Origin of the sequence: Pseudomonas sp. R28(2017) (genome assembly GCF_002112505.1) — a bacterium.
GTDB lineage: Bacteria > Pseudomonadota > Gammaproteobacteria > Pseudomonadales > Pseudomonadaceae > Aquipseudomonas.
This window is the reverse complement of sequence record NZ_NEHW01000017.1, coordinates 98,921-117,978: the sequence shown is the minus strand read 5'-3', so window position 1 is coordinate 117,978 and position 19,058 is coordinate 98,921. Positions and strand designations below refer to the sequence as shown.

Genomic DNA, 19,058 nt, shown 5'->3' with positions numbered 1-19,058 from the left:
GCTAGCAGCTTGCCGTCCACCCCTCTCACCTAACACCTTACCTCCTTCGAAGACACAAGCGAGCGCAGCTCGCGATGCGCCGCGCGGGCGGCGCTCGATCTCCCAGGCGCTGAAAAACCCGAGACGAACCCCTCCAGCCCCCCGTAGCCGGCACAGGTAAAGGAATTCCTACCTATACTCCCCCTGGCATCTTGTATGCCGTCTGCCCAAAAATCGCGATACCTCACATAACAACAAACGAGGTGGCAAATGGTCTGGCAGCAAATCTACGATCCGTTCGCAAGCCCCCTGCTCTCCACGCTCATGGCCGCGGTGCCGGTGGTGGTGATGCTGGCAGCACTGGCCTTCTTCCATATCAAAGCGCACATCGCCGCCCTGCTGGCCCTGGGCTCGGCGCTGCTGATCTCGATCTTCGCCTTCGGCATGCCGGCCAACATGGCAGGCTCCGCCGCCCTGTACGGCGCGGCCAACGGCCTGCTGCCGATCGGCTGGATCGTGCTGAACATCATCTTCCTGCACCGGCTGACCACCGAGAACGGCTCGTTCAAGGTGCTGCAGGATTCCCTGGCCCGCATCACCGACGACCGTCGCCTGCAGCTGCTGCTGATCGCCTTCTGCTTCGGCGCCTTCTTCGAGGGCGCAGCGGGCTTCGGCACACCGGTGGCGGTGACCGGCGCAATCCTGATCGGCCTGGGCTTCTCGCCGCTGGCGGCTTCCGGGCTGGCGCTGATCGCCAATACCGCGCCGGTGGCGTTCGGCGCCCTGGGCACACCGATCATCACCCTGGCCAAGGTCACCGGGCTGGATGAAATGGAGCTGTCGGCCATGGTCGGCCGGCAGCTGCCGTTCTTCTCGGTGATCGTGCCGTTCTGGCTGATCTGGGCCTTTGCCGGCTGGCGCAAGATGCTCGAGGTGTGGCCGGCGATCCTGGTGGCCGGGGTCACCTTCGCGGTGCCGCAGTTTTTGGTGTCGAACTTCCACGGGCCGATGCTGGTGGACGTGATCGCCGCGCTGATCTCCATGGCCTGCCTGACCGCCTTCCTGCGGGTGTGGAAGCCGGCCACGGTGCATACGTCGGCGGCGCTCACCGGGCGGGTCGACGACTCCAAGGTCGAGGACGACGGCAAAGCGGGCGCCGCGGCCACCTTCGCCCAGCGCGACCAGCGCAGCGTGTTCAAGGCCTGGTTGCCGTGGATCATCCTCACCGTGTTCGTCTTCGCCTGGGGCACGGCGGGCTTCAAGAACCTGTTCGACACCCGCCCGGCGCTGGACCCTGCCAGCGGCGCGGCCATGCTCGACCCGCAGGGCAAGCCGCTGCGTGAAGGCAACCCGGTGTTCGCCCCGGTATTCACCTTCGATACGATCCACCAGCAGATCGAGAAAGTACCGCCCGTTGTCCCGGCGCCGAAGAAAGAGGACGCCCAGTACAAGTTCACCTGGTTCACCGCCACCGGCAGCGGCATCTTCCTCGCGGCGATCCTTGGCGGGTTGCTGATGGGCTATTCGCCCCTGGAGCTGGGCCGGCAGTACCTGCGCACGCTATGGGTGGTGCGCTACTCGCTGATCACCATCGTCGCGATGCTGGCGCTGGGCTTTCTCACGCGCTACTCGGGGCTGGACGCGACCATGGGTCTGGCGTTCGCCGCCACGGGCATCTTCTACCCGATGTTCGGCACCTTGCTCGGCTGGCTGGGTGTGGCGCTGACCGGCTCGGACACGGCTTCCAACGTGCTGTTCGGCGGGCTGCAGCGGGTGACGGCGGAGCAGCTGGGGCTGAGCCCAGTATTGATGGCTGCGGCCAACAGTTCGGGCGGGGTGATGGGCAAGATGGTCGATGCGCAGTCGATCGTCGTGGCCTCTACCGCGACCCGCTGGTATGGGCATGAGGGCGAAATTCTGCGCTATGTGTTCTTCCACTCGATCGTGCTGGCGGTGCTGGTGGGTGGGCTGGTGACCTTGCAGGCCTATGTAGCGCCGTTCACTGCGATGGTGGTGGGCCATTAGGGGTAGGTCTTGAGTTTGTCAGCGCCTGTGAGATCGAGCGCCGCCCACGCGGCGCTCGATCTCACAGGCGCAATAAATCTCAAGGCGAACACCTGTTCCCACACCCATCCCCTCAAGTACAGTCAGCCCCATGGACAAATACACCCCGCGCCAGTGGCTCCCGCACGAGAAGCCGAGCCTCCCCGGCTCCCCTTCCACGCCCCTGCACACGCCGGCCAAGCGCTTGGCGTATGGCGTGGTCGGCCTGCTGGTGGCGATTACGGGGGGCCTGGGTAACGCACTGGTCACCGCCAACCTGGTGTTCCTGCAGGGCGCGCTGGGCGCGACCAGCGCCGAGATGGCCTGGCTGCCGGCGGCCTATGTGATGACCAACGTGTCGATCAACCTGCTGCTGGTCAAGTTCCGCCAGCAGTTCGGCCTGCGTGCCTTCACCGAGGTGTTCCTGGTGCTGTATGCCCTGGTCACCTTCGCCCACCTGCTTGTCAACGATCTCAACTCGGCCATCACCGTGCGCGCCGCCCACGGCATGGTCGGCGCGGCGCTCAGTTCGCTGGGCCTGTACTACATGATCCAGGCCTTCCCCGAGCGTTGGCGGCTCAAGGCCATGGTGCTGGGCCTGGGCGCCTCGCAACTGGCCCTGCCGCTGGCGCGGATCTTCTCCGAAGACCTGCTGCAGATCGCCGAATGGCGCGGCCTGTACCTGTTCGAGCTGGGCCTGGCGCTGACTGCACTGGGCTGCGTGCTGCTGCTCAAGCTGCCCCCGGGTGACCGCTTCAAGACCTTCGAGCCGCTGGACTTTCTCACCTTTACCCTGATGGCCAGCGGCGTCGCCCTGCTCTGCGCCGCACTGTCGCTGGGGCGCATCGACTGGTGGCTGGATGCACCCTGGATCGGCGTCGCCCTGGCCTGTTCCATTGCCTTGATATTCACCGGCCTGGCCATCGAGCACAACCGCCAGAACCCGCTGCTGATGACACGCTGGCTGGGCAGTGGCGCGATCATCCGCCTGGGCCTGTGCGTGATCCTGATCCGCATGGTCACCTCGGAGCAATCCACCGGCGCGGTGGGCTTTCTGCAAGTGTTGAACATGGGCAGCGAGCAGATGCGCTCGCTGTACTGGATCATGCTGCTCGGCGCCGTGGCGGGCCTGGCCAGCAGTGCGCTGACCATCGACCCCAAGCACCTGGTGATCCCGCTATTCGTCTCGCTGCTGGCGATGGCCACCGGGGCGTTCATGGACAGCAGTTCAAGCAACCTCACGCGCCCGGCACAAATGTACCTCAGCCAGTTCCTGCTGGCGTTCGGCAGCACCTTCTTCCTCGGCCCGTCGATGGCCCTGGGCATCAGCCACGTGCGCGCCAACCCGCGCAACCTGGTGAGTTTCTCGGTGCTGTTCGGCATCTGCAACAACCTCGGCGGGCTGATCGGTGCGGCGCTGCTGGGCACCTTCCAGACCTGGCGCGAGAAATTCCATTCCAGCCACCTGATGGACCGCCTCAGCTACCTCGAGCCGCTGGTCAATGCCCGCGTGCAAAGCGGCGGCTCCGGTTACGCCGGGATCCTCGCCGACCCGGCGCTGCGCAGCGAGGCCGGCCTGCGCGTGCTGGCCAGCGCCGCCACCCGCGAGGCCAACATCATGGCCTACAACGACGTGTTCGTGCTGATCGGCAGCATCGCCGTGCTGACCATGATCTGGATTACCCTTCGCGGCTCCTGGCTGTGGTATGTCGCCCGCCAGGCTGCTTCATCCGACTCCACCCGCGGTACTGCCAACCGATGACCGAAGAAACCCGCACCACGACCACCACCGCCATCGCCGAAACCCCGGAAGGCAGCACGCCACCCAGCGAACCGACCAGCCCGGTGCGCACGCGGCGGGTGCGCATCCTGTCCTCGATCAGCTTTGCCTGCGTGGCCCTGGCGGGCATCCTGCTGGTGCTCTACGCCTGGAACCTGCCGCCGTTCAGCAGCGCCATCGAAAGCACCGAAAATGCCCTGGTGCGCGGCCAGGTGACAATCATCGGCCCGCAGCTGAGCGGCTATGTCGTCGACGTGCCGGTGCATGACTTCCAGTTGGTCAAGGCCGGCGACCTGCTGGTGCAGCTGGACGACCGCATCTACAAGCAGCGCCTGGCCCAGGCCATCGCCCAGTTGCAACAGCAGCAGGCAGCGCTGGCCAACAACCTGCAGCAGCGCAACAGCGCCGAGGCCACCATCGTCCAACGCCAGGCAGCGATCGGCGATGCCTCGGCCCAGGCGACCAAGGCCAAGGCTGACCTCAGCCGCAACCAGGCGCTGGTCAGCGATGGTTCGGTGTCGCGCAGCGCGCTGGACCTGGCCCGCGCCAGCGAGGCTGCCGCCGTCGCCAGCCTGGCCCAGGCCAAGGCCGCGCTGGAAATCGCCCGCCAGGACCGCGAAACGGTCATCGTCAACCGCGCCTCGCTGGAAGCCTCGGTGGAGAACGCCAAGGCCGCCGTCGAGCTGGCCCGCATCGACCTCGACAACACCCGCGTCACCGCCCCCCGCGACGGCCAGCTGGGGCAGATCGGCACGCGCCTGGGCGCCTATGTCAATTCCGGCGCACAGCTCATGGCGCTGGTACCCGCTACCCTGTGGGTGATCGCCAACATGAAGGAAACCCAGATGGCCGACGTGCGCATCGGCCAGCCGGTGACCTTCACCGTCGATGCCTTGAACCACCTCAAGCTCTACGGCCATGTGCAGCAGATCTCGCCGGCCACCGGCTCCGAGTTCGCCCTGCTGCAGGCCGACAATGCCACCGGCAACTTCGTCAAGATCGCCCAGCGCATTCCGGTGCGCATCACCGTCGACCCCGACCAGCCAGACGCGGCGCGCCTGCGCCCGGGCATGTCGGTGGTAGTGAGCATCGACACGCGCAGCAAGGAATGACGCCCGCATGCAGCTGAACAACCTGATCCGCCGCCTGGACCTGGTCACCTTGAAGCTGTTCGTGGCCGTCCACGAAGAAGGCAGCCTGACCCGTGCCGCCGCGCGCGAAGCCATTGCAGTGTCGGCGGCCAGCAAGCGCCTCAACGAGCTGGAGGGCGCGCTCGGCTCGCCGCTGTTCCTGCGCCAGGCCCGCGGCATGCAGCTCACCGCGGCGGGCGAAACACTGCTGCACCATGCCCGGCGCATGCTGTTCAACCTGGAGAAGATCGGCCTGGAGCTGGGCGAGCACCTGCAAGGCGTGCGCGGTTACGTGCGGATGCTGGCCAACCTGTCGGCGATCATCCAGTTTCTGCCCGAGGACCTTGCCGCGTTCAACGCCGACCATGCGCAGATCAAGGTCGACCTGGAGGAGCGCCCGAGCAACGGCGTGGTCCAGGGCCTGCTCGACGGTGTCGCCGACCTGGGCATCTGCTCCGGCGACAGCGATACCCGCGACCTGCATGCCGTGCGCTACAAGCGCGACCAGCTGGTGCTGGTGGTGCGCCAGGGGCACCCGCTGGCCGAGCAACCGCAGGTGGCCTTTGCCCAGACTCTGGACAACGACTTCGTCGGCCTGCATTCGGCCAGTTCGATCAACATGCGGACCGTCGAGGCCGCACGCCGGGCCGGCAAGGTACTGCGCCTGCGCATTCATGTGCCGAGTTTCGATGCCGTGTGCCGCATGGTGCAGGCCGACATGGGTGTGGGGATTCTGCCGCGCAAGGCCTTCGAGCTGTTCGGCGGGGCCCTGGGCTTGCGGGCGGTGACGCTGAGCGATGACTGGGCCGAGCGCGAGTTGCTGCTGGTAGCCCGGGAGCTGGAGGCGCTTTCACCGGTAAGCCGCTTGCTGTTCGAGCAGCTGCGTGGGGATAAGCAATAGTGTTGTCCTGTACCGGCCTCTTCACGGGCTTGCCCGCTCCCACAGGTATTTCACTGCCCTTGAGGTCCGGGTGATCCTGTGGGAGATCACCCAGCCCTTTGGCTGCGCTGTCGCGCAGAGAACAAATCCTCAGCAAGCGCCGCTTTACCCTGTGGGAGCGGGCAAGCCCGCGAAGTGGCGGGTGCTGGCAGGGCACTCACCCTTCGCGTTTCGCGAACGGTAGTTGCCCACACAGGATTGGTGCCCTGTCCCTGACAGCCGTAGGCTCTCCCTCAAAGTCCAAGAACAATGAGGTACACAACATGCCTGCTCCCCTCGAAGGCATCCGGGTGCTGGAAATCGGCACGCTGATCGCCGCCCCCTTTGCCGCCCGCCTGCTCGGTGAATTCGGCGCCGAAGTGATCAAGATCGAAGCCCTGGGCCAGGGCGACCCCCTTCGCAAGTGGCGAAAGCTGCACGACGGCACTTCGCTCTGGTGGTACCTGCAATCACGCAACAAGAAGTCCCTGGCGCTGGACCTCAAGGCCGCCGAGGGCCTGGCCATCGTCAAGCAGTTGCTGCAGGACACCGACGTGCTCATCGAAAACCTGCGCCCCGGTGCCCTGGAAAAACTCGGCCTGGGTTGGGACGTGCTGCACGCGCTCAACCCTCGCCTGACCCTGGTGCGCATCTCCGGCTACGGCCAGAGCGGCCCATACCGGGACCGCCCGGGCTTCGGCGCCATCGGCGAGGCCATGGGCGGCATCCGCCATACCACCGGCGAACCGGGTGCGGCACCGGCCCGTGCCGGGGTCAGCCTGGGCGACTCGCTGGCCTCGCTGCATGCGGTGATGGGTGCGCTGCTGTCGCTGTTCAATGTGCGCGCCAACGGTGGCGTCGGCCAGGTGGTCGATGTGTCGCTGGTGGAAAGCGTGTTCAACCTGATGGAAAGCCTGATCCCCGAATACGACCTGCTTGGCCATGTGCGTGAGCGCAGTGGCGGTGCACTGCCAGGTATCGCGCCGTCGAACACCTACCGCACCGCCGACGGCGCCTTTGTGGTGATTGCCGGCAACAGCGACCCGATCTTCCGCCGCCTGATGCAGGCCATCGGCCGGCCGGACCTGGGCGAAGCCGACGAGTTCGCCCACAACGACGGCCGCGCCGCCCAGGCCGCACTGCTGGACGACGCCATCGAACAGTGGACCCGCCAGCATCCGATCGACGCCGTGCTGGCGGCCCTGGAACGGGCCGAAGTCCCGGCCGGGCGCATCTATTCGGTCGCCGATATCGTCAACGACCCGCACTACCAGGCACGCGACATGCTGCTCGACAGCCAGTTGCCCGACGGCACCGCCGTGCGCATGCCGGGCATCGTGCCCAAGCTCTCCGCAACGCCGGGCCGTGTCGACTGGCAAGGCCCGGCGCTGGGTGAGCACACCGACGCCGTGCTCGGTGGCCTGGGGATGGCCGCAGCCGACATCGCCCGCCTGCGCAGCCAGGGGGTGGTGCAATGATCCCGGCCAACCCCGAGCAGCTGATCATCCAGGAAGTGGCCCCGCGCGACGGCTTGCAGATCGAACCGACCTGGGTCGCCACCCAAGACAAGATCGCCTTGGTCGATGGCCTTTCGCGCCTGGGCTTCAGCCGCATCGAAGCCGGCTCGTTCGTCTCGCCCAAGGCGATCCCGGCGCTGCGCGACGGCGATGACGTGTTCCGCGGCATCCAGCGCCAGCCGGGGGTGGTCTATGTGGCCCTGATCCCCAACCTCAAGGGCGCCGAACGCGCCCTGGCAGCCGCTGCCGACGAGCTGAACCTGGTGCTCTCGGCCAGCCAGTCGCACAACCTGGCCAACATGCGCATGCGCCGCGAGCAGTCGCTGGCAGGCTTCGCTGACATCGTTCAAGCCGTGCAAGGGCGCACGGTCAGCCTCAATGCCACGGTGGCGACGGCCTTCGGCTGTCCGTTCGAGGGGCGCATCGATGAAGACCTGGTGCTGCGCCTGCTCGATGCCTACCTGGAACTGGGCGTGCACGGCGTGACCCTGGCCGACACCACCGGCATGGCCAACCCGCGCCAGGTCGAACGCCTGGTTCGCCGCAGCCTGGAACGGCTGCCGGCAAGCATGCTCACGCTGCACTTCCACAACACCCGGGGCCTGGGCCTGTGCAACGTGCTGGCGGCCTATGAAGCCGGCGCCCGACGCTTCGATGCGGCCCTCGGCGGGCTCGGTGGTTGCCCGTTCGCGCCGGGCGCCTCGGGCAACATCTGCAGCGAGGACCTGGCCAACCTGTGTGCCGAAACCGGCATCCCCACCGGCATCGACCTCGATGGCCTGGTGCGCCTGGCGCGGGGCCTGCCTGCCCTGCTCGGCCATGAGGTGCCCGGCCAGCTGGCCAAGGCCGGGCGCAACTGTGACCTGCACCCGCTGCCGGCCGGCCTGTCAGCCTGACTGCAGCGCAGTAACTTCGGGGTACGCCCCACCAGACAACAAGAACAACAGGGCCGCCCACGTCGCGGCCCGACTGGAGAACACACAATGAGTCTTTCCGCCCTGCACACGGCTGCCGATGGCACCGCCGACAGTGAAAAAGCCCTGGTGCGCAAGGTCGCCTGGCGGCTGATGCCGCTGATCATGGTCTGCTACCTGTTCGCCTTCTTCGACCGCATCAACATCAGCTTCGCCAAATTCCAGCTGCAGACTGACCTGGGCTTCAGCGACACCGCCTATGGCCTGGGCGCAAGCCTGTTCGTGGTCGGCTATGTGCTGTTCGAGGTACCCAGCAACCTGATGCTGTACAAGGTCGGCGCTCGCCGCTGGATTGCCCGCATCATGATTTCCTGGGGGCTGGCCACCGCCGCCATGGTGTTCGTCAGCAACGAGTGGCAGTTCTATGCCCTGCGCTTCATCATCGGCGCCATGGAAGCCGGCTTCGCGCCTGGCGTGCTGTACTACCTGACACTCTGGTTCCCCCGCCACTACCGCGGCCGTATCACCTCGCTGCTGTTCCTCGCTTCGGCCTTTGCCGGGCTGTTCGGCGCACCGTTCTCCGGCCTGATCCTCGGCCACCTCGACGGCGCCTTGCAGATGCGTGGCTGGCACTGGCTGTTCCTGCTCGGCGGCCTGCCTTGCGTGGCCCTTGGCCTGCTGGTGCTGACCCGGCTCAAAGACCGCATCGAGGATGCCGGCTGGCTGAACCAGGCGGAAAAACAACTGCTGCTGTCGCGCATCGACCCACCGCAGGCTGCCCATGGTCAAGGCTCGCTGCTGCAGGCGATCCGCATTCCGGGTTTCCTGACCCTGGGGCTGATCTATTTCCTGATCCAGATTGCATCCTACGGCCTGAACTTCTGGGCGCCGCAACTGATCCGCAGCGCCGGCACCGAGAACCCGTCGATGATCGGTCTGCTGACAGCCATCCCCTACATTTGCGGCGCCATTGCAATGGTCGTGTGCGGGCGCCTGTCGGATGCCACGGGCGAACGGCGCTGGTTCACCGCCGGGCTGATCTCGCTGGGCGCGCTGGGCTTCCTCTGCGCCGGGCTGTTCGATGACAACACGCCGTTGCTGCTGGTGTCCCTCGGCCTGCTGGGCGCCGGTGTGGTGGCGTCGATCCCGAGCTTCTGGGCGTTGCCGCCAAAATTGCTGGCCGGAGCCGGCGCGGGTGCGGCCGGCGGCATCGCCCTGATCAACACCCTGGGTCAACTGGGCGGGATCGTCAGCCCGGTGCTGGTGGGCCGCATTCGTGACCTGACTGGCACCACCACTCCGGCGCTGTACCTGATTGCCGGGGCCTGCGTGGTGACGGCGCTGCTGGTGCTGTTCGCCTTGCCAGAGAAACTGCGCACGCGGGATGTGCCGAACCGTTGAAGCCCTTGCGCGGGCAAGTCGCAGCGGCGGTTCCGCACGCCGGCTTGCCCGCGAAAAAGCCAACACGGATTCAAATGTGAACCCTGTCCAGATGCCGTACTGCCACGATTGCGCCGCTCTAGCCCGTGGGTTCTAATCCCTGCCCAACGGTTTATCTTCGCAATCCAAGGACGTTTCATCATGTACAGGAAGCTCGTACCGCTGGCGTTGCTGGCCACCCTGTCCGGCTGCTCGGACACCAAGGACGCCAGCGAGGCCAATTTCCACAAGGCGGCCCAGGCCTACCTCGACACGCAGTACCCGCACTGTTTCGTGGTCACCGACTTCCCCACCAAGACCCAGGACTTCGACGTCACCGGCACCAGCAAGGCGTTGCATGCCCTGGCCAGGGTCGGCATCGTCAGCGAAAAGGAAATTTCCCGCGTCGAAGTGCCGGAGCGCCTGTGGCAACCGGCGCGCACTGACATCTACTACGCCTACGACCTTACCGATGAGGGCCGCAAGTACTACAAGGCCGATGCCCAGAAGCTGCTCAACGGCCAGACCCGCGGCGGGCTGTGCTTCGGCAAGGCCGAGGTGACGGCGATCGAGCAGTTCAGCGAACCGGGGCAGATGATGGGGCACACCGTGGCCGATGTGACCTATGCCTACAAGATCACCGGGTTGCCGGAATGGGCGACCAATGACGAGGTCAAGGCCACTATCCGTGACCTGGGCAATGCGGTGGCCACCACTGACTCCCCGGCCAGGGAAAAGCGTGTGATGGTGCTGACCAACAAGGGTTGGGTGCACGAGCGACTGTTCGACAAATAATGTTCTCCTGTACCGCCCCTCTCGCGGGCAAAACCGCGAAATGGCCGGTACAGGTTCACATCCACCCGGCGAGTACCACCGGCAGCCAGACGAACGACAGCACGGTCGAACACATGACCAGGTTGGCCACCTGCTCCGGCTGCCGGTTGGCCCTGACCGCCATCAGGTAATTGAACACCGCCACCGGCATCGCCGACTGCACCATCAGCACCGCCCGTTCCAGGGTCTCCATGCCCAGGGCTGCTCCCACGGCCCATCCCACCGCCGCACCCAGCACGATGCGCACGCCGCCGAGCAACAGGCCGCCACCGATGTGCTGCGGGCGGATGCTGGCCAGCGAGACGCCCAGGGTCAGCAGCATCAGCGGGATCGACATGCCACCCAGCAGGTCGGCGGTATTGGCCAGCCAGCGCGGCAGTTCGACGTCGAGGAAGATGATCGGCATGGCACCGGCCAGGCTGATGACGATGGGGTTGCGCAGCAATGCCTTGAGCGAGGCCACCGTGCCGGAGATGGCCATGCCCAGGGTGAACTGCACGATCGACAGGGTCAGGAAGAAGGCCACGGCCAGGGCCAGGCCATGCTCGCCGAAGGCATACAGGCTGATCGGCAGGCCCATGTTGCCGGTGTTGGGGAACATGAATGCCGGCAGCAGCACCCGCCAGTGCTGGCCCGAGATGCGGCACACCAGCAGCCCCGCCAGGGCCATGCCCAGGGTGCACAGCAGGCAGGCCAGGGCCATGCTGGTGAACGCCGTGGCGTCGAGCTCGGTGCGGCTCAGGGTCGACAGCACCAGCGACGGCGTGCCGACGGTCATGACCATGCGGGCGATGAATTCGGTGGGGTAATCCAGGCCTTTGCGGGCCCAGGCGTAACCGATGCCGGCGACGATGAAGACCGGGGCGAGAACGGCGAACAGCGAAGCGAGCATGAGCGGGCTTTCCTTGGTGGGAATGGCGATTATGCCGCAGCCTTGAGCAATCTGGGGCTACTGCGCGACCCCAGCAATGTCGGATTCAGTCACAAAGCTGTCGCATCCCGCCCTGCGTCGTCTCGTCGCAGGCCTTAGCCTCTTGGGCAAATCGATCACAACCCGTAGAATCGCGCTTCCTTTTCGCCCGTCGCCTTGAACGGTGGCAACCGGCAGCAACGACAGAGTCCAGGCCTGAACACATGACGCCCATGTGAAATAGGCTCAACCCACCCCGCCCGGCCCCGCTCTTACAGGGTCCAGCGGTTGAGTCTTGCCCAGGTCGCATCCAGCCCAGGCACATCCGTGCACTTTTTTCGGCCCTCGATGGGTCCGTTTGGCGTGCGCGTTCGAAGAGGCGTTTCTGACCGCCACTCCAACTTGAGGTACCTATGTCTCCGCGTTTGCTGGCCATGGCGCTGGCGCCCCTGCTCGGGCTGTTCATCATTGCCCTGGGCAACGGCTTCATGTCTTCCCTTACCACCCTGCGCCTGGACGCTGCCGGCGAATCGGCAACGACCATCGGTATCGTGTCGTCGACCTACTTCATCGGCCTGACCCTTGGCGCCATCTTCAACGACCGGCTGATCCTGCGCATCGGCCATATCCGCGCCTACACCAGCTTCGCCTCGCTGATCGCCGCGACCATCCTGCTGCAGGGGCTGTTCTACGACGCCACCTGGTGGTCGGTGCTGCGCCTGATCAATGGCTGGGCGGCTGTCGGCGTGTTCCTGGTGATCGAAAGCTGGCTGCTGCTGGCCGGTGACGCAAAGATCCGTGGGCGCCTGCTGGCGCTGTACATGATTGCCTTCTATGGCGCAGGCGTGATCGCCCAGGCCGGCCTTGGCGAAATCACCCACCTGGGCGACAGCGCCCCGTTCATGCTCGCCGGCATGCTCGCCGCGCTGTCGGTATTGCCGATCGTGATCCTGCCGCGGGTGTCGCCGTTGCTCGACCAGGTCGAGCCGCTCAAGCCGCGCCAGCTGCTGGGCGTGGCCCCGTCGGGGCTGGTCGGCTGCTTCGGCTCCGGCGTGGTGATTGCCGGCATCTATGCCCTGCTGCCGCTGTACCTGCAGCGCATCGGCCTGGATGTCGGTGAAGTCGGCAACATGATGGCCTGGGTGATCCTCGGCGCCATGCTGCTGCAGTACCCGGTGGGGCGTTGGTCCGACCGCAAGGACCGCCAGGATGTGCTGATCGCCCTGGCTGCGCTGTGCATGGTGCTGTCGCTGGTGACGGTGTTCCTGCCGTCGGATTCGGCCCTGCTGCCGGCCATGCTGTTCCTGCTCGGGGGCGGCGTGTTCGCGCTGTACCCGGTAGCCGTCAGCCATGCGGCCGACCGGGCGCCATCCGACGCCCTGGTGCCGATGATCCAGGGCCTGCTGCTGATCAACTCGCTGGGCTCGGCCATGGCGCCGCTGGCCATTTCGCCGGCCATGACCGAGTTTGGCGAAGTGGGGCTGTTCTGGGCCTTTGCCGTGGTCAACCTGGGCATGGTGTGCTTCTTCCTCTGGCGTCGCGGCAAGCGCCCGGCGGCAGAGCACCCGGCACCGTTCACCGCGTCGACCACCTTCTCGCCGACCGGCGCGGAACTGCGGGTGACCGAAGACCTGATGCATGCGGCGCAGGAGCATCCGCCGCTGGAACCGGTAGAAGCCGCTGTGCCGGCAGCACAGCCAGAAACCAGGTAAATGAAGGGCCGCTCCAGCGGCCCTTTTCTTTACCGCCCGTCGGGCCTGCGGCACCCCATCAGCCCGCGCCAGCCAAACGAATGACAGATCATCCTTCCAGGAGACTTGCCATGATCCGCATTCAAACGCTGTTGCTCGCCCTCGCCTTGGGTATCGCCTCCACCACCGGCTACGCGGCCAGCGATGCCACCAACACCGACAGCAAACCCAAAACCGACCAGCAAGGTGGCAAGACCGCCGGTGAAGGCAGCAGCGTCAACAGCCCGGGCAGCGGCCAGGACAATGACAGCAGCGACACCGGCAGCAATTCGGACGCGGCCGATGGTGCGGCCGGTGGTTCCAACAACACCGGCGAGGCCACAGGCTCCGGTGCCGGGCACACGGGCGGCACTGCCGAAGACCAGGACAGCCGCTGACCGGCCGCTGGGCTACACTGCGGCGCAACGCCCTGCCGAGGAATCACCATGAACCTCAAACCCTGGCTGCTCGCCGCCTTGCTGCCCTGCACTGCCGTGGCGGCGGGCGGTGATTCCGCCGCGCTGTCGATCAGCTCGTCGTCGTTCACCGATGGCGGAGTCATCGGCCTGCAGCAGGTCGGGCCCGACCCGGCCTGCGGTGCCGGTGAGGCGCGCACGCCGCAGTTGAGCTGGAAGAACCTGCCCGACGGCACGCAGTCGCTGGCCTTGGTGATGTTCGACCCGGACGGCGCCAAGGGCCTGGGCGTGGTGCACTGGATCGCCTACGACATCGACCCGGCGCTCGGCGCGCTGGAGGAAGGTGCGGGCTGGCAGACCAGCCAGGCGCTGATCGTCGGGCGCAATTCGCACGGGACCATGACCTATCGCGGGCCTTGCCCGCCGGCCGGGGACAAGCCGCACCATTATGCGCTAACGCTTATTGCCACCGACCTGCCGCTGGGTACTTTGCCGGAAGAGCTGGATCGCGGCGGCCTGATGGAATTGCTGAAAGGGCATGCACTTGGGGCGCAGAGCCTGGTCGGCCGCTACGGCCACTGAAACTCTGATGCTGTATTGTCCCGCGAAGAAACCAGCACCGCTTCATCGCCAGTAACGCGCGTCATCGACGATCCGTTCATGGCTGGCAAACAACCCCGGCAGCTGTTCCTTGAGGTAGTCGATCCAGGTCCGCACCTTGGCATCCAGGTAATGCCGCGACGGGTAGATCGCATACAGCGCGTTCTCACGTAACCGGTACGGCGCCAACAAGCGCCGCAGGCGCCCCTGCTCGATGGCCTGGCTGGCGGTGTAGAACGGCAGCAGGCCAATGCCCATGCCCAGTTCACTTGCCACCAGCATGGCGTCGGCGACATTGGTCAGGAAGCTGTCGCGCGGAGCGATCACGCAGTGGTCGAGGCCCTGGGGGAACACCCAGTCACCTTCATGCATCGGGTAGGCCATGCGCAGGCAGCGGTGCTCGTGCAGGTCTTCCGGTCGCTCGGGCACGCCATGGGTCTCAAGGTAGCTGGGCGCCGCGCAAGGGATGCTGAAGATGGTGCCCAGCGGCACGGCAATCAGCTGCGAATCGGGCAAGGCCTCATCCACGGTGATCACCACATCATGCCCTTCGGCCAGCGGGTCGGGGTTGCGCTGGGACAGCGTCAGCTCGATGGCCACTTCCGGGCACAGGGCGTTGTAGCCGGCCACCAAGGGCATCAGCAACATGCCCAGGCCGTGCGGGCAATGCAGGCGCAGGCGGCCACGCGGGGTGAGGTGCGCGCCACGCGCTTCGTCCATGGCCTCGTCGGTCAGCGCCATGATCTGCCGCGCCCGTTCCAGAAAACGCTCGCCCGCCTCGCTCATGCGCAACCGCCGGGTGGTGCGGTGCAGCAGGCGGGTCTGCAGCTGGTTTTCCAGCTCGGCGACGATCCGCGACACCTGCGCCGCGGAAATGTCGAGGGCATTGGCGGCTGCAGCAAAGCTGCCGCACTCCACCACCCGGGCAAAGGTACGCATCGCGTGCAGCATGTCCATGGGCGCTTGGCTCCTTGATCGATCTTATTCGTACGTTCCAGGCAGGAATCTATCACGACTTAGCCCATTTATTGAGGATCACCAATGAATACATCATTGGTAAAACATTGAAAAAGGAGCCTGCCATGAAACGTTCGATCGCTTTTGTCGCCCTGTCTGCCGCCCTTGCCTCGTTCGGCGCTTTCGCCGATGCAGCGGCCAGCCAGCCGGCCACGAGCAACTACGAGTATGGAATGCCATTGGATGTGGCCAAGGTCATCTCGATCACCCCGGCCAGCAACGCCGCCGACTGCCAGGTCGGCACCGCGCACATGGTGTATGTCGACCACCAGGGTCAGAAACGTGAGGTCGACTACCGCGAAATGGGCAACTGCTCGCAGCAGTGATTCAGGCCAGTACCGCGTTGATCCAGCCAATCTGCCGGGCGAAGTCACGCAGTTTTTCCTGCGGGATGGCATCGCGGGCACGCTCGAAGTTGGCCAGGCTCTGCTGTTTCTGACGCAGCATGCGCTGCCACTTGGTCAGGAACGCCGGGCTTTTCTCACGCATCAGCACAGGGCCGAAATAGAGCTCTTCGGCACTGTAGGCCACCGCCTCGGCGGGTTCGGCCACGATGATCTCGTAGTCGAAACGGTTTTCCCGCAGCAATTCTTCGCTGACGATCCGGTAGCCGTTGTCCATCAGCCAGCCGCGCAGCTCGCGCTCGTCGCCATTGGGCTGCAGGATCAGGCGCTCGCGGCCGTTCAGGCGTGCCTTGCCGCGCTCGAGAATCTCGCACATGGTCTTGCCGCCCATGCCGCACAGGCTGATGGCCGTGATGCGGTCGTCGGGCTCGATGGCCTCCAGGCCGTCGGCCAGGCGCACGGTGACGGTTTGCGTCAGGCCATTGCGGCGCACGTTGCGCTGGGCTGAGGCGTACGGCGTGTGCGCCACTTCCCCGGCCACCCCGGCTTCGATCACGCCGCGCAGTGCCAGTGCCACCGGCAGGTAACCGTGGTCCGAGCCGATATCGGCCAGCCGCGCGCCCTGCGGCACCTGCGCCGCCACTCGTTCCAGGCGCATCGATAGTGTCTGTTCGTTCAACGCCAGCCCCTTGGTTAACAATCGGCGGCGATTCTGACTGCCCGGGCGCGGCATTTCAATGCAGACGAGCCCAACGGCTCGACCCTTGCGGCTTGCTCGCGTAGGCTTGCCACTTTCCTTCCGTTGCAAGGCAAACACCCCCATGGCAGATCTCATCTACACGCCGGATTCCGACGCCGAGTCCATTTCCTCCGACGTCGCCGAATACAACGGCATCCTGGTGACTACCCAGATTCCGGCCGATCTCGACGCCGACATCACCCAGCAGAGCGAGAGCACCCTGCAGGCCCTGAAAGACGCGCTGGAAAAGGCTGGCAGCGGCATGGACCGGGTCATGCACCTGACCATCTACCTCACCGACATGGCCGACCGCGCCGCGTTCAACGAGGTCTACCAGCGCTTCTTCAGCAAGCCATGGCCCGTGCGTGCCGCCGTGGGCGTTGCGGCGCTGGCCTTCCCTGAGATGCGTGTGGAAGTCACTGCGATGGCTGCCAAACGTTAAACCGATTCGATCTGTGGTTGGGCCTTGGGGCTGCTTTGCAGCCCATCGCAGGCAAGCCAGCTCCCACAGGTACAGCGCCGCGCTCGGGCTTTGCACTGTACCTGTGGGAGCTGGCTTGCCTGCGATGGGCCGCAACGCGGCCCCAGCCATTGCAACCTTCAAAGCAGGACGCTGCATGCAATTCCCCCCTTTTCGCCGCAAGGCCCTGATCGCCTTGCTGCCCGGCCTGGGCTTGTACCCACTGGCCCAGGCCGAACCTGCCACCACCTTCAACCTGCTGGAACCGGTGGTGGTCACCGGCACCTACGCGCCCAACCCAAGCTTCGACCTGCCCTACTCCATCGACACCGTCGACCGCCAGCAGATCACCGATGGCCAGCTGGGCGTCAACCTGTCGGAAGCACTCAACCGCGTACCCGGCCTGGTGGTGCAGAACCGCCAGAACTACGCCCAGGACCTGCAGATTTCCTCGCGTGGCTACGGCGCCCGGTCGGCCTTCGGCATCCGAGGCATCAAGCTGCTCAGCGACGGCATCCCGGCCAGCACCCCGGATGGCCAGGGCCAGGCGGCCTCGTTGAACCTGGACGTGGCTGACCGCATCGAAGTGCTGCGCGGCCCGGCGTCCGCCATTTATGGCAGCAATGCCGGTGGCGTGATCCAGATGTTCTCGCGCGATGGTTCTGGACCGCCCAAGGTCGGTGCCGAAACCACCTTCGGCAGCGATGGCTTCAACAAGAACCACGTCTACAGTGAAGGCGGCAGCGAACAGGCCGGCTTCCTGGTCGATGCCTCGCGCATGGACACCGACGGCTACCGCGACCACAGTGCCGCCCGCCGCGACCAGACCTTCGCCAAGCTCCACGTCAAGCCGGACGAAGACAGCCGCCTGGCGCTGATCGTCAGCACCCTGGAGCAGAACGGCACGCAAGACCCGCTCGGCCAGACCTGGGATGCCTACAAGCACGACCCGCGCTCGGTGGCGGCGCGCGCCGAGGAGTACAACACGCGCAAGAGCATCCACCACCAGCAGGTCGGCATGAACTACGAGCGCTACTTTGGCGAGGCGACCCTGCAGTTCAACCTGTATGGCGGCAAACGCAGCGTGATCCAGTACCTGTCGATCTCCAAGGGCACGCCCGCGAATAACCGCGGTGGCGGTGTGGTCGACTTCGACCGCGAATTCCACGGCGGCACCCTGCGCTGGATCCAGCCGGTCAGCGCCGCCCCCGGCAACCTGACCCTGACCTTCGGTGCCGACTACGACCGCAGCCGCGACGACCGCCGGGGCTTCCAGAACTTCAGCGGCGACACCTTGGGCGTGAAAGGCGAGCTGCGCCGCGATGAAAAGGACACCGCTACCAGCCTCGATCCCTATGTGCAGGCGCACTGGGAACTGGACCGCTGGACCGTGGATGCCGGCCTGCGCCACAGCAGCATGGAAATGGAAGTGGATGACCGCTTCCTGGCCAACGGCGATGCCAGCGGTTCGAAGAAGTACCAGCGCACCACGCCGACCCTGTCGATCATGTATGCCTTCACCCCCGATCTGCATGGCTACATCAGCGCCGGCAAGGCCTTCGAGACGCCGACCCAGGCCGAGATGGCCTACGCACCCGGTGCACTGGAAGGCTTCAACTTCGGCCTGGAACCGGCCACCAGCACCCAGTACGAGCTGGGCCTGAAAATGCGCCCGGATGAACGCACGCGGATCAACGCGGCGGTGTTCGAGATCCGTACTAAAGACGAAATCGTGGTCGCTGCCTCGACCGATGGCCGCACCAGCTACCGCAACGCTGGCAAGACCCTGCGCCGAGGCTTCGAGCTGAGCGTGCAGCGTGAGCTGAATGAGCATTGGCAGGCAAACCTGGCCTATACCCTGCTCGATGCTACGTATGACGAAGCCTTCAACCAGGGCACCACGACCATCGACAAGGGCAACCAACTGCCAGGCGTGCCGCGCAGCAGCCTGTTCGGCGAGCTGGTGTGGAAGCCGCGTGATGGCATCAGCATGGGGCTCGAGGGGCAGTACCGGAGCAAGGTGTATGTCGAGGACACCAACGACCAGCATGCAGCGCCCGGTTATGCGCTGTTCAACTGGCGCACGCAGTTCCAGCAGCAGGTTGGGCCCTGGACGTTCCACCAACTGGTGCGCCTGGACAACCTGCTCGACCGCCAGTACGTAGGGTCGGTGATTGTCGGCGATGGCAATGGCCGCTATTACGAGGCGGCGCCGGGCCGGTCCTGGTATGCGGGGGCCGGGCTCGAATACCAGTTCTGAGCCTTTGGGGCTGCTTTGCAGCCCTTCGCGGGCTTGCCCGCTCCCAC

Annotated in this window: 17 protein-coding genes; 14 read left to right on the top strand and 3 right to left on the bottom strand. The window is 65.8% G+C overall.

Going from position 1 to position 19,058, the window contains the following annotated elements; translation table 11 throughout:
* Positions 1-249 precede the first annotated feature (249 nt).
* The 8 genes from CAF78_RS24425 (at position 250) to CAF78_RS24390 (ending at position 10,496) form a co-directional block, all read left to right on the top strand.
* Positions 250-2,004, top strand: coding sequence for an L-lactate permease (locus tag CAF78_RS24425; protein WP_085678990.1), 1,755 nt, complete (start codon positions 250-252; stop codon positions 2,002-2,004).
* Positions 2,005-2,134: 130 nt separating this feature from the next.
* Complete coding sequence (locus CAF78_RS24420) at positions 2,135-3,784, top strand: MFS transporter (RefSeq protein WP_085678988.1); 1,650 nt, start codon at positions 2,135-2,137, stop codon at positions 3,782-3,784.
* Complete coding sequence (locus tag CAF78_RS24415) at positions 3,781-4,914, top strand: HlyD family secretion protein (RefSeq protein ID WP_085678985.1); 1,134 nt, start codon at positions 3,781-3,783, stop codon at positions 4,912-4,914. The genes CAF78_RS24420 and CAF78_RS24415 overlap by 4 nt, the downstream gene beginning before the upstream one ends.
* A gap of 7 nt (positions 4,915-4,921) precedes the next feature.
* Positions 4,922-5,833 carry a LysR family transcriptional regulator gene (locus CAF78_RS24410; RefSeq protein WP_085678983.1) on the top strand — a complete coding sequence of 304 codons (912 nt, stop codon included), beginning with the start codon at positions 4,922-4,924 and terminating at the stop codon, positions 5,831-5,833.
* A 302-nt stretch (positions 5,834-6,135) separates the two neighbouring features.
* Positions 6,136-7,329, top strand: a complete 1,194-nt coding sequence (locus CAF78_RS24405; RefSeq protein WP_085678980.1) for a CaiB/BaiF CoA-transferase family protein — start codon at positions 6,136-6,138, stop codon at positions 7,327-7,329.
* Positions 7,326-8,264: a hydroxymethylglutaryl-CoA lyase gene (locus CAF78_RS24400; RefSeq protein WP_085678977.1), complete on the top strand. Its 939-nt coding sequence runs from the start codon at positions 7,326-7,328 to the stop codon at positions 8,262-8,264. The genes CAF78_RS24405 and CAF78_RS24400 overlap by 4 nt, the downstream gene beginning before the upstream one ends.
* An 87-nt stretch (positions 8,265-8,351) precedes the next feature.
* Positions 8,352-9,683, top strand: coding sequence for an MFS transporter (locus tag CAF78_RS24395; RefSeq protein ID WP_085678974.1), 1,332 nt, complete (start codon positions 8,352-8,354; stop codon positions 9,681-9,683).
* A gap of 180 nt (positions 9,684-9,863) precedes the next feature.
* Complete coding sequence (locus CAF78_RS24390; RefSeq protein ID WP_085678971.1) at positions 9,864-10,496, top strand: hypothetical protein; 633 nt, start codon at positions 9,864-9,866, stop codon at positions 10,494-10,496.
* 55 nt (positions 10,497-10,551) lie between these two features.
* Here the strand turns inward: CAF78_RS24390 and CAF78_RS24385 are convergent, their stop codons facing one another.
* The gene (locus CAF78_RS24385; RefSeq protein WP_085678968.1) at positions 10,552-11,427 is read right to left on the bottom strand and encodes an AEC family transporter; all 876 of its coding nucleotides are present in this window, start codon (positions 11,425-11,427) and stop codon (positions 10,552-10,554) included.
* Between the two features lie 431 nt (positions 11,428-11,858).
* On the opposite strand from CAF78_RS24385, the gene CAF78_RS24380 reads away from it, so the two are divergent.
* The 3 genes from CAF78_RS24380 (at position 11,859) to CAF78_RS24370 (ending at position 14,173) form a co-directional block, all read left to right on the top strand.
* The gene (locus tag CAF78_RS24380; RefSeq protein ID WP_085678965.1) at positions 11,859-13,157 is read left to right on the top strand and encodes an MFS transporter; all 1,299 of its coding nucleotides are present in this window, start codon (positions 11,859-11,861) and stop codon (positions 13,155-13,157) included.
* A gap of 110 nt (positions 13,158-13,267) precedes the next feature.
* Positions 13,268-13,573 carry a hypothetical protein gene (locus CAF78_RS24375; RefSeq protein ID WP_085678962.1) on the top strand — a complete coding sequence of 102 codons (306 nt, stop codon included), beginning with the start codon at positions 13,268-13,270 and terminating at the stop codon, positions 13,571-13,573.
* A 48-nt stretch (positions 13,574-13,621) separates the two neighbouring features.
* Positions 13,622-14,173, top strand: coding sequence for a YbhB/YbcL family Raf kinase inhibitor-like protein (locus CAF78_RS24370; RefSeq protein WP_085678960.1), 552 nt, complete (start codon positions 13,622-13,624; stop codon positions 14,171-14,173).
* Positions 14,174-14,215: 42 nt separating this feature from the next.
* Here CAF78_RS24370 and CAF78_RS24365 read toward each other — a convergent pair whose 3' ends face one another.
* Positions 14,216-15,148, bottom strand: coding sequence for a LysR family transcriptional regulator (locus CAF78_RS24365; protein WP_085678957.1), 933 nt, complete (start codon positions 15,146-15,148; stop codon positions 14,216-14,218).
* Between the two features lie 125 nt (positions 15,149-15,273).
* Here CAF78_RS24365 and CAF78_RS24360 point away from each other — a divergent pair, with 125 nt between their 5' ends.
* The gene (locus CAF78_RS24360) at positions 15,274-15,534 is read left to right on the top strand and encodes a DUF2790 domain-containing protein (protein WP_085678954.1); all 261 of its coding nucleotides are present in this window, start codon (positions 15,274-15,276) and stop codon (positions 15,532-15,534) included.
* A gap of 1 nt (position 15,535) precedes the next feature.
* Here the strand turns inward: CAF78_RS24360 and CAF78_RS24355 are convergent, their stop codons facing one another.
* Entirely contained in the window at positions 15,536-16,231 is a 696-nt protein-coding gene (locus CAF78_RS24355) for a tRNA (adenine(22)-N(1))-methyltransferase TrmK (protein ID WP_085678951.1), read from the bottom strand.
* A gap of 142 nt (positions 16,232-16,373) precedes the next feature.
* Between CAF78_RS24355 and CAF78_RS24350 the strand changes: the two genes are divergently transcribed.
* Together CAF78_RS24350 and CAF78_RS24345 are read left to right on the top strand one after the other, a co-directional pair.
* Positions 16,374-16,733, top strand: coding sequence for a RidA family protein (locus tag CAF78_RS24350; RefSeq protein ID WP_085678948.1), 360 nt, complete (start codon positions 16,374-16,376; stop codon positions 16,731-16,733).
* 175 nt (positions 16,734-16,908) lie between these two features.
* Positions 16,909-19,011 (top strand): TonB-dependent receptor, encoded by a 2,103-nt coding sequence (locus CAF78_RS24345; protein ID WP_085678946.1) that lies wholly within the window; start codon positions 16,909-16,911, stop codon positions 19,009-19,011.
* Positions 19,012-19,058 lie beyond the last annotated feature (47 nt).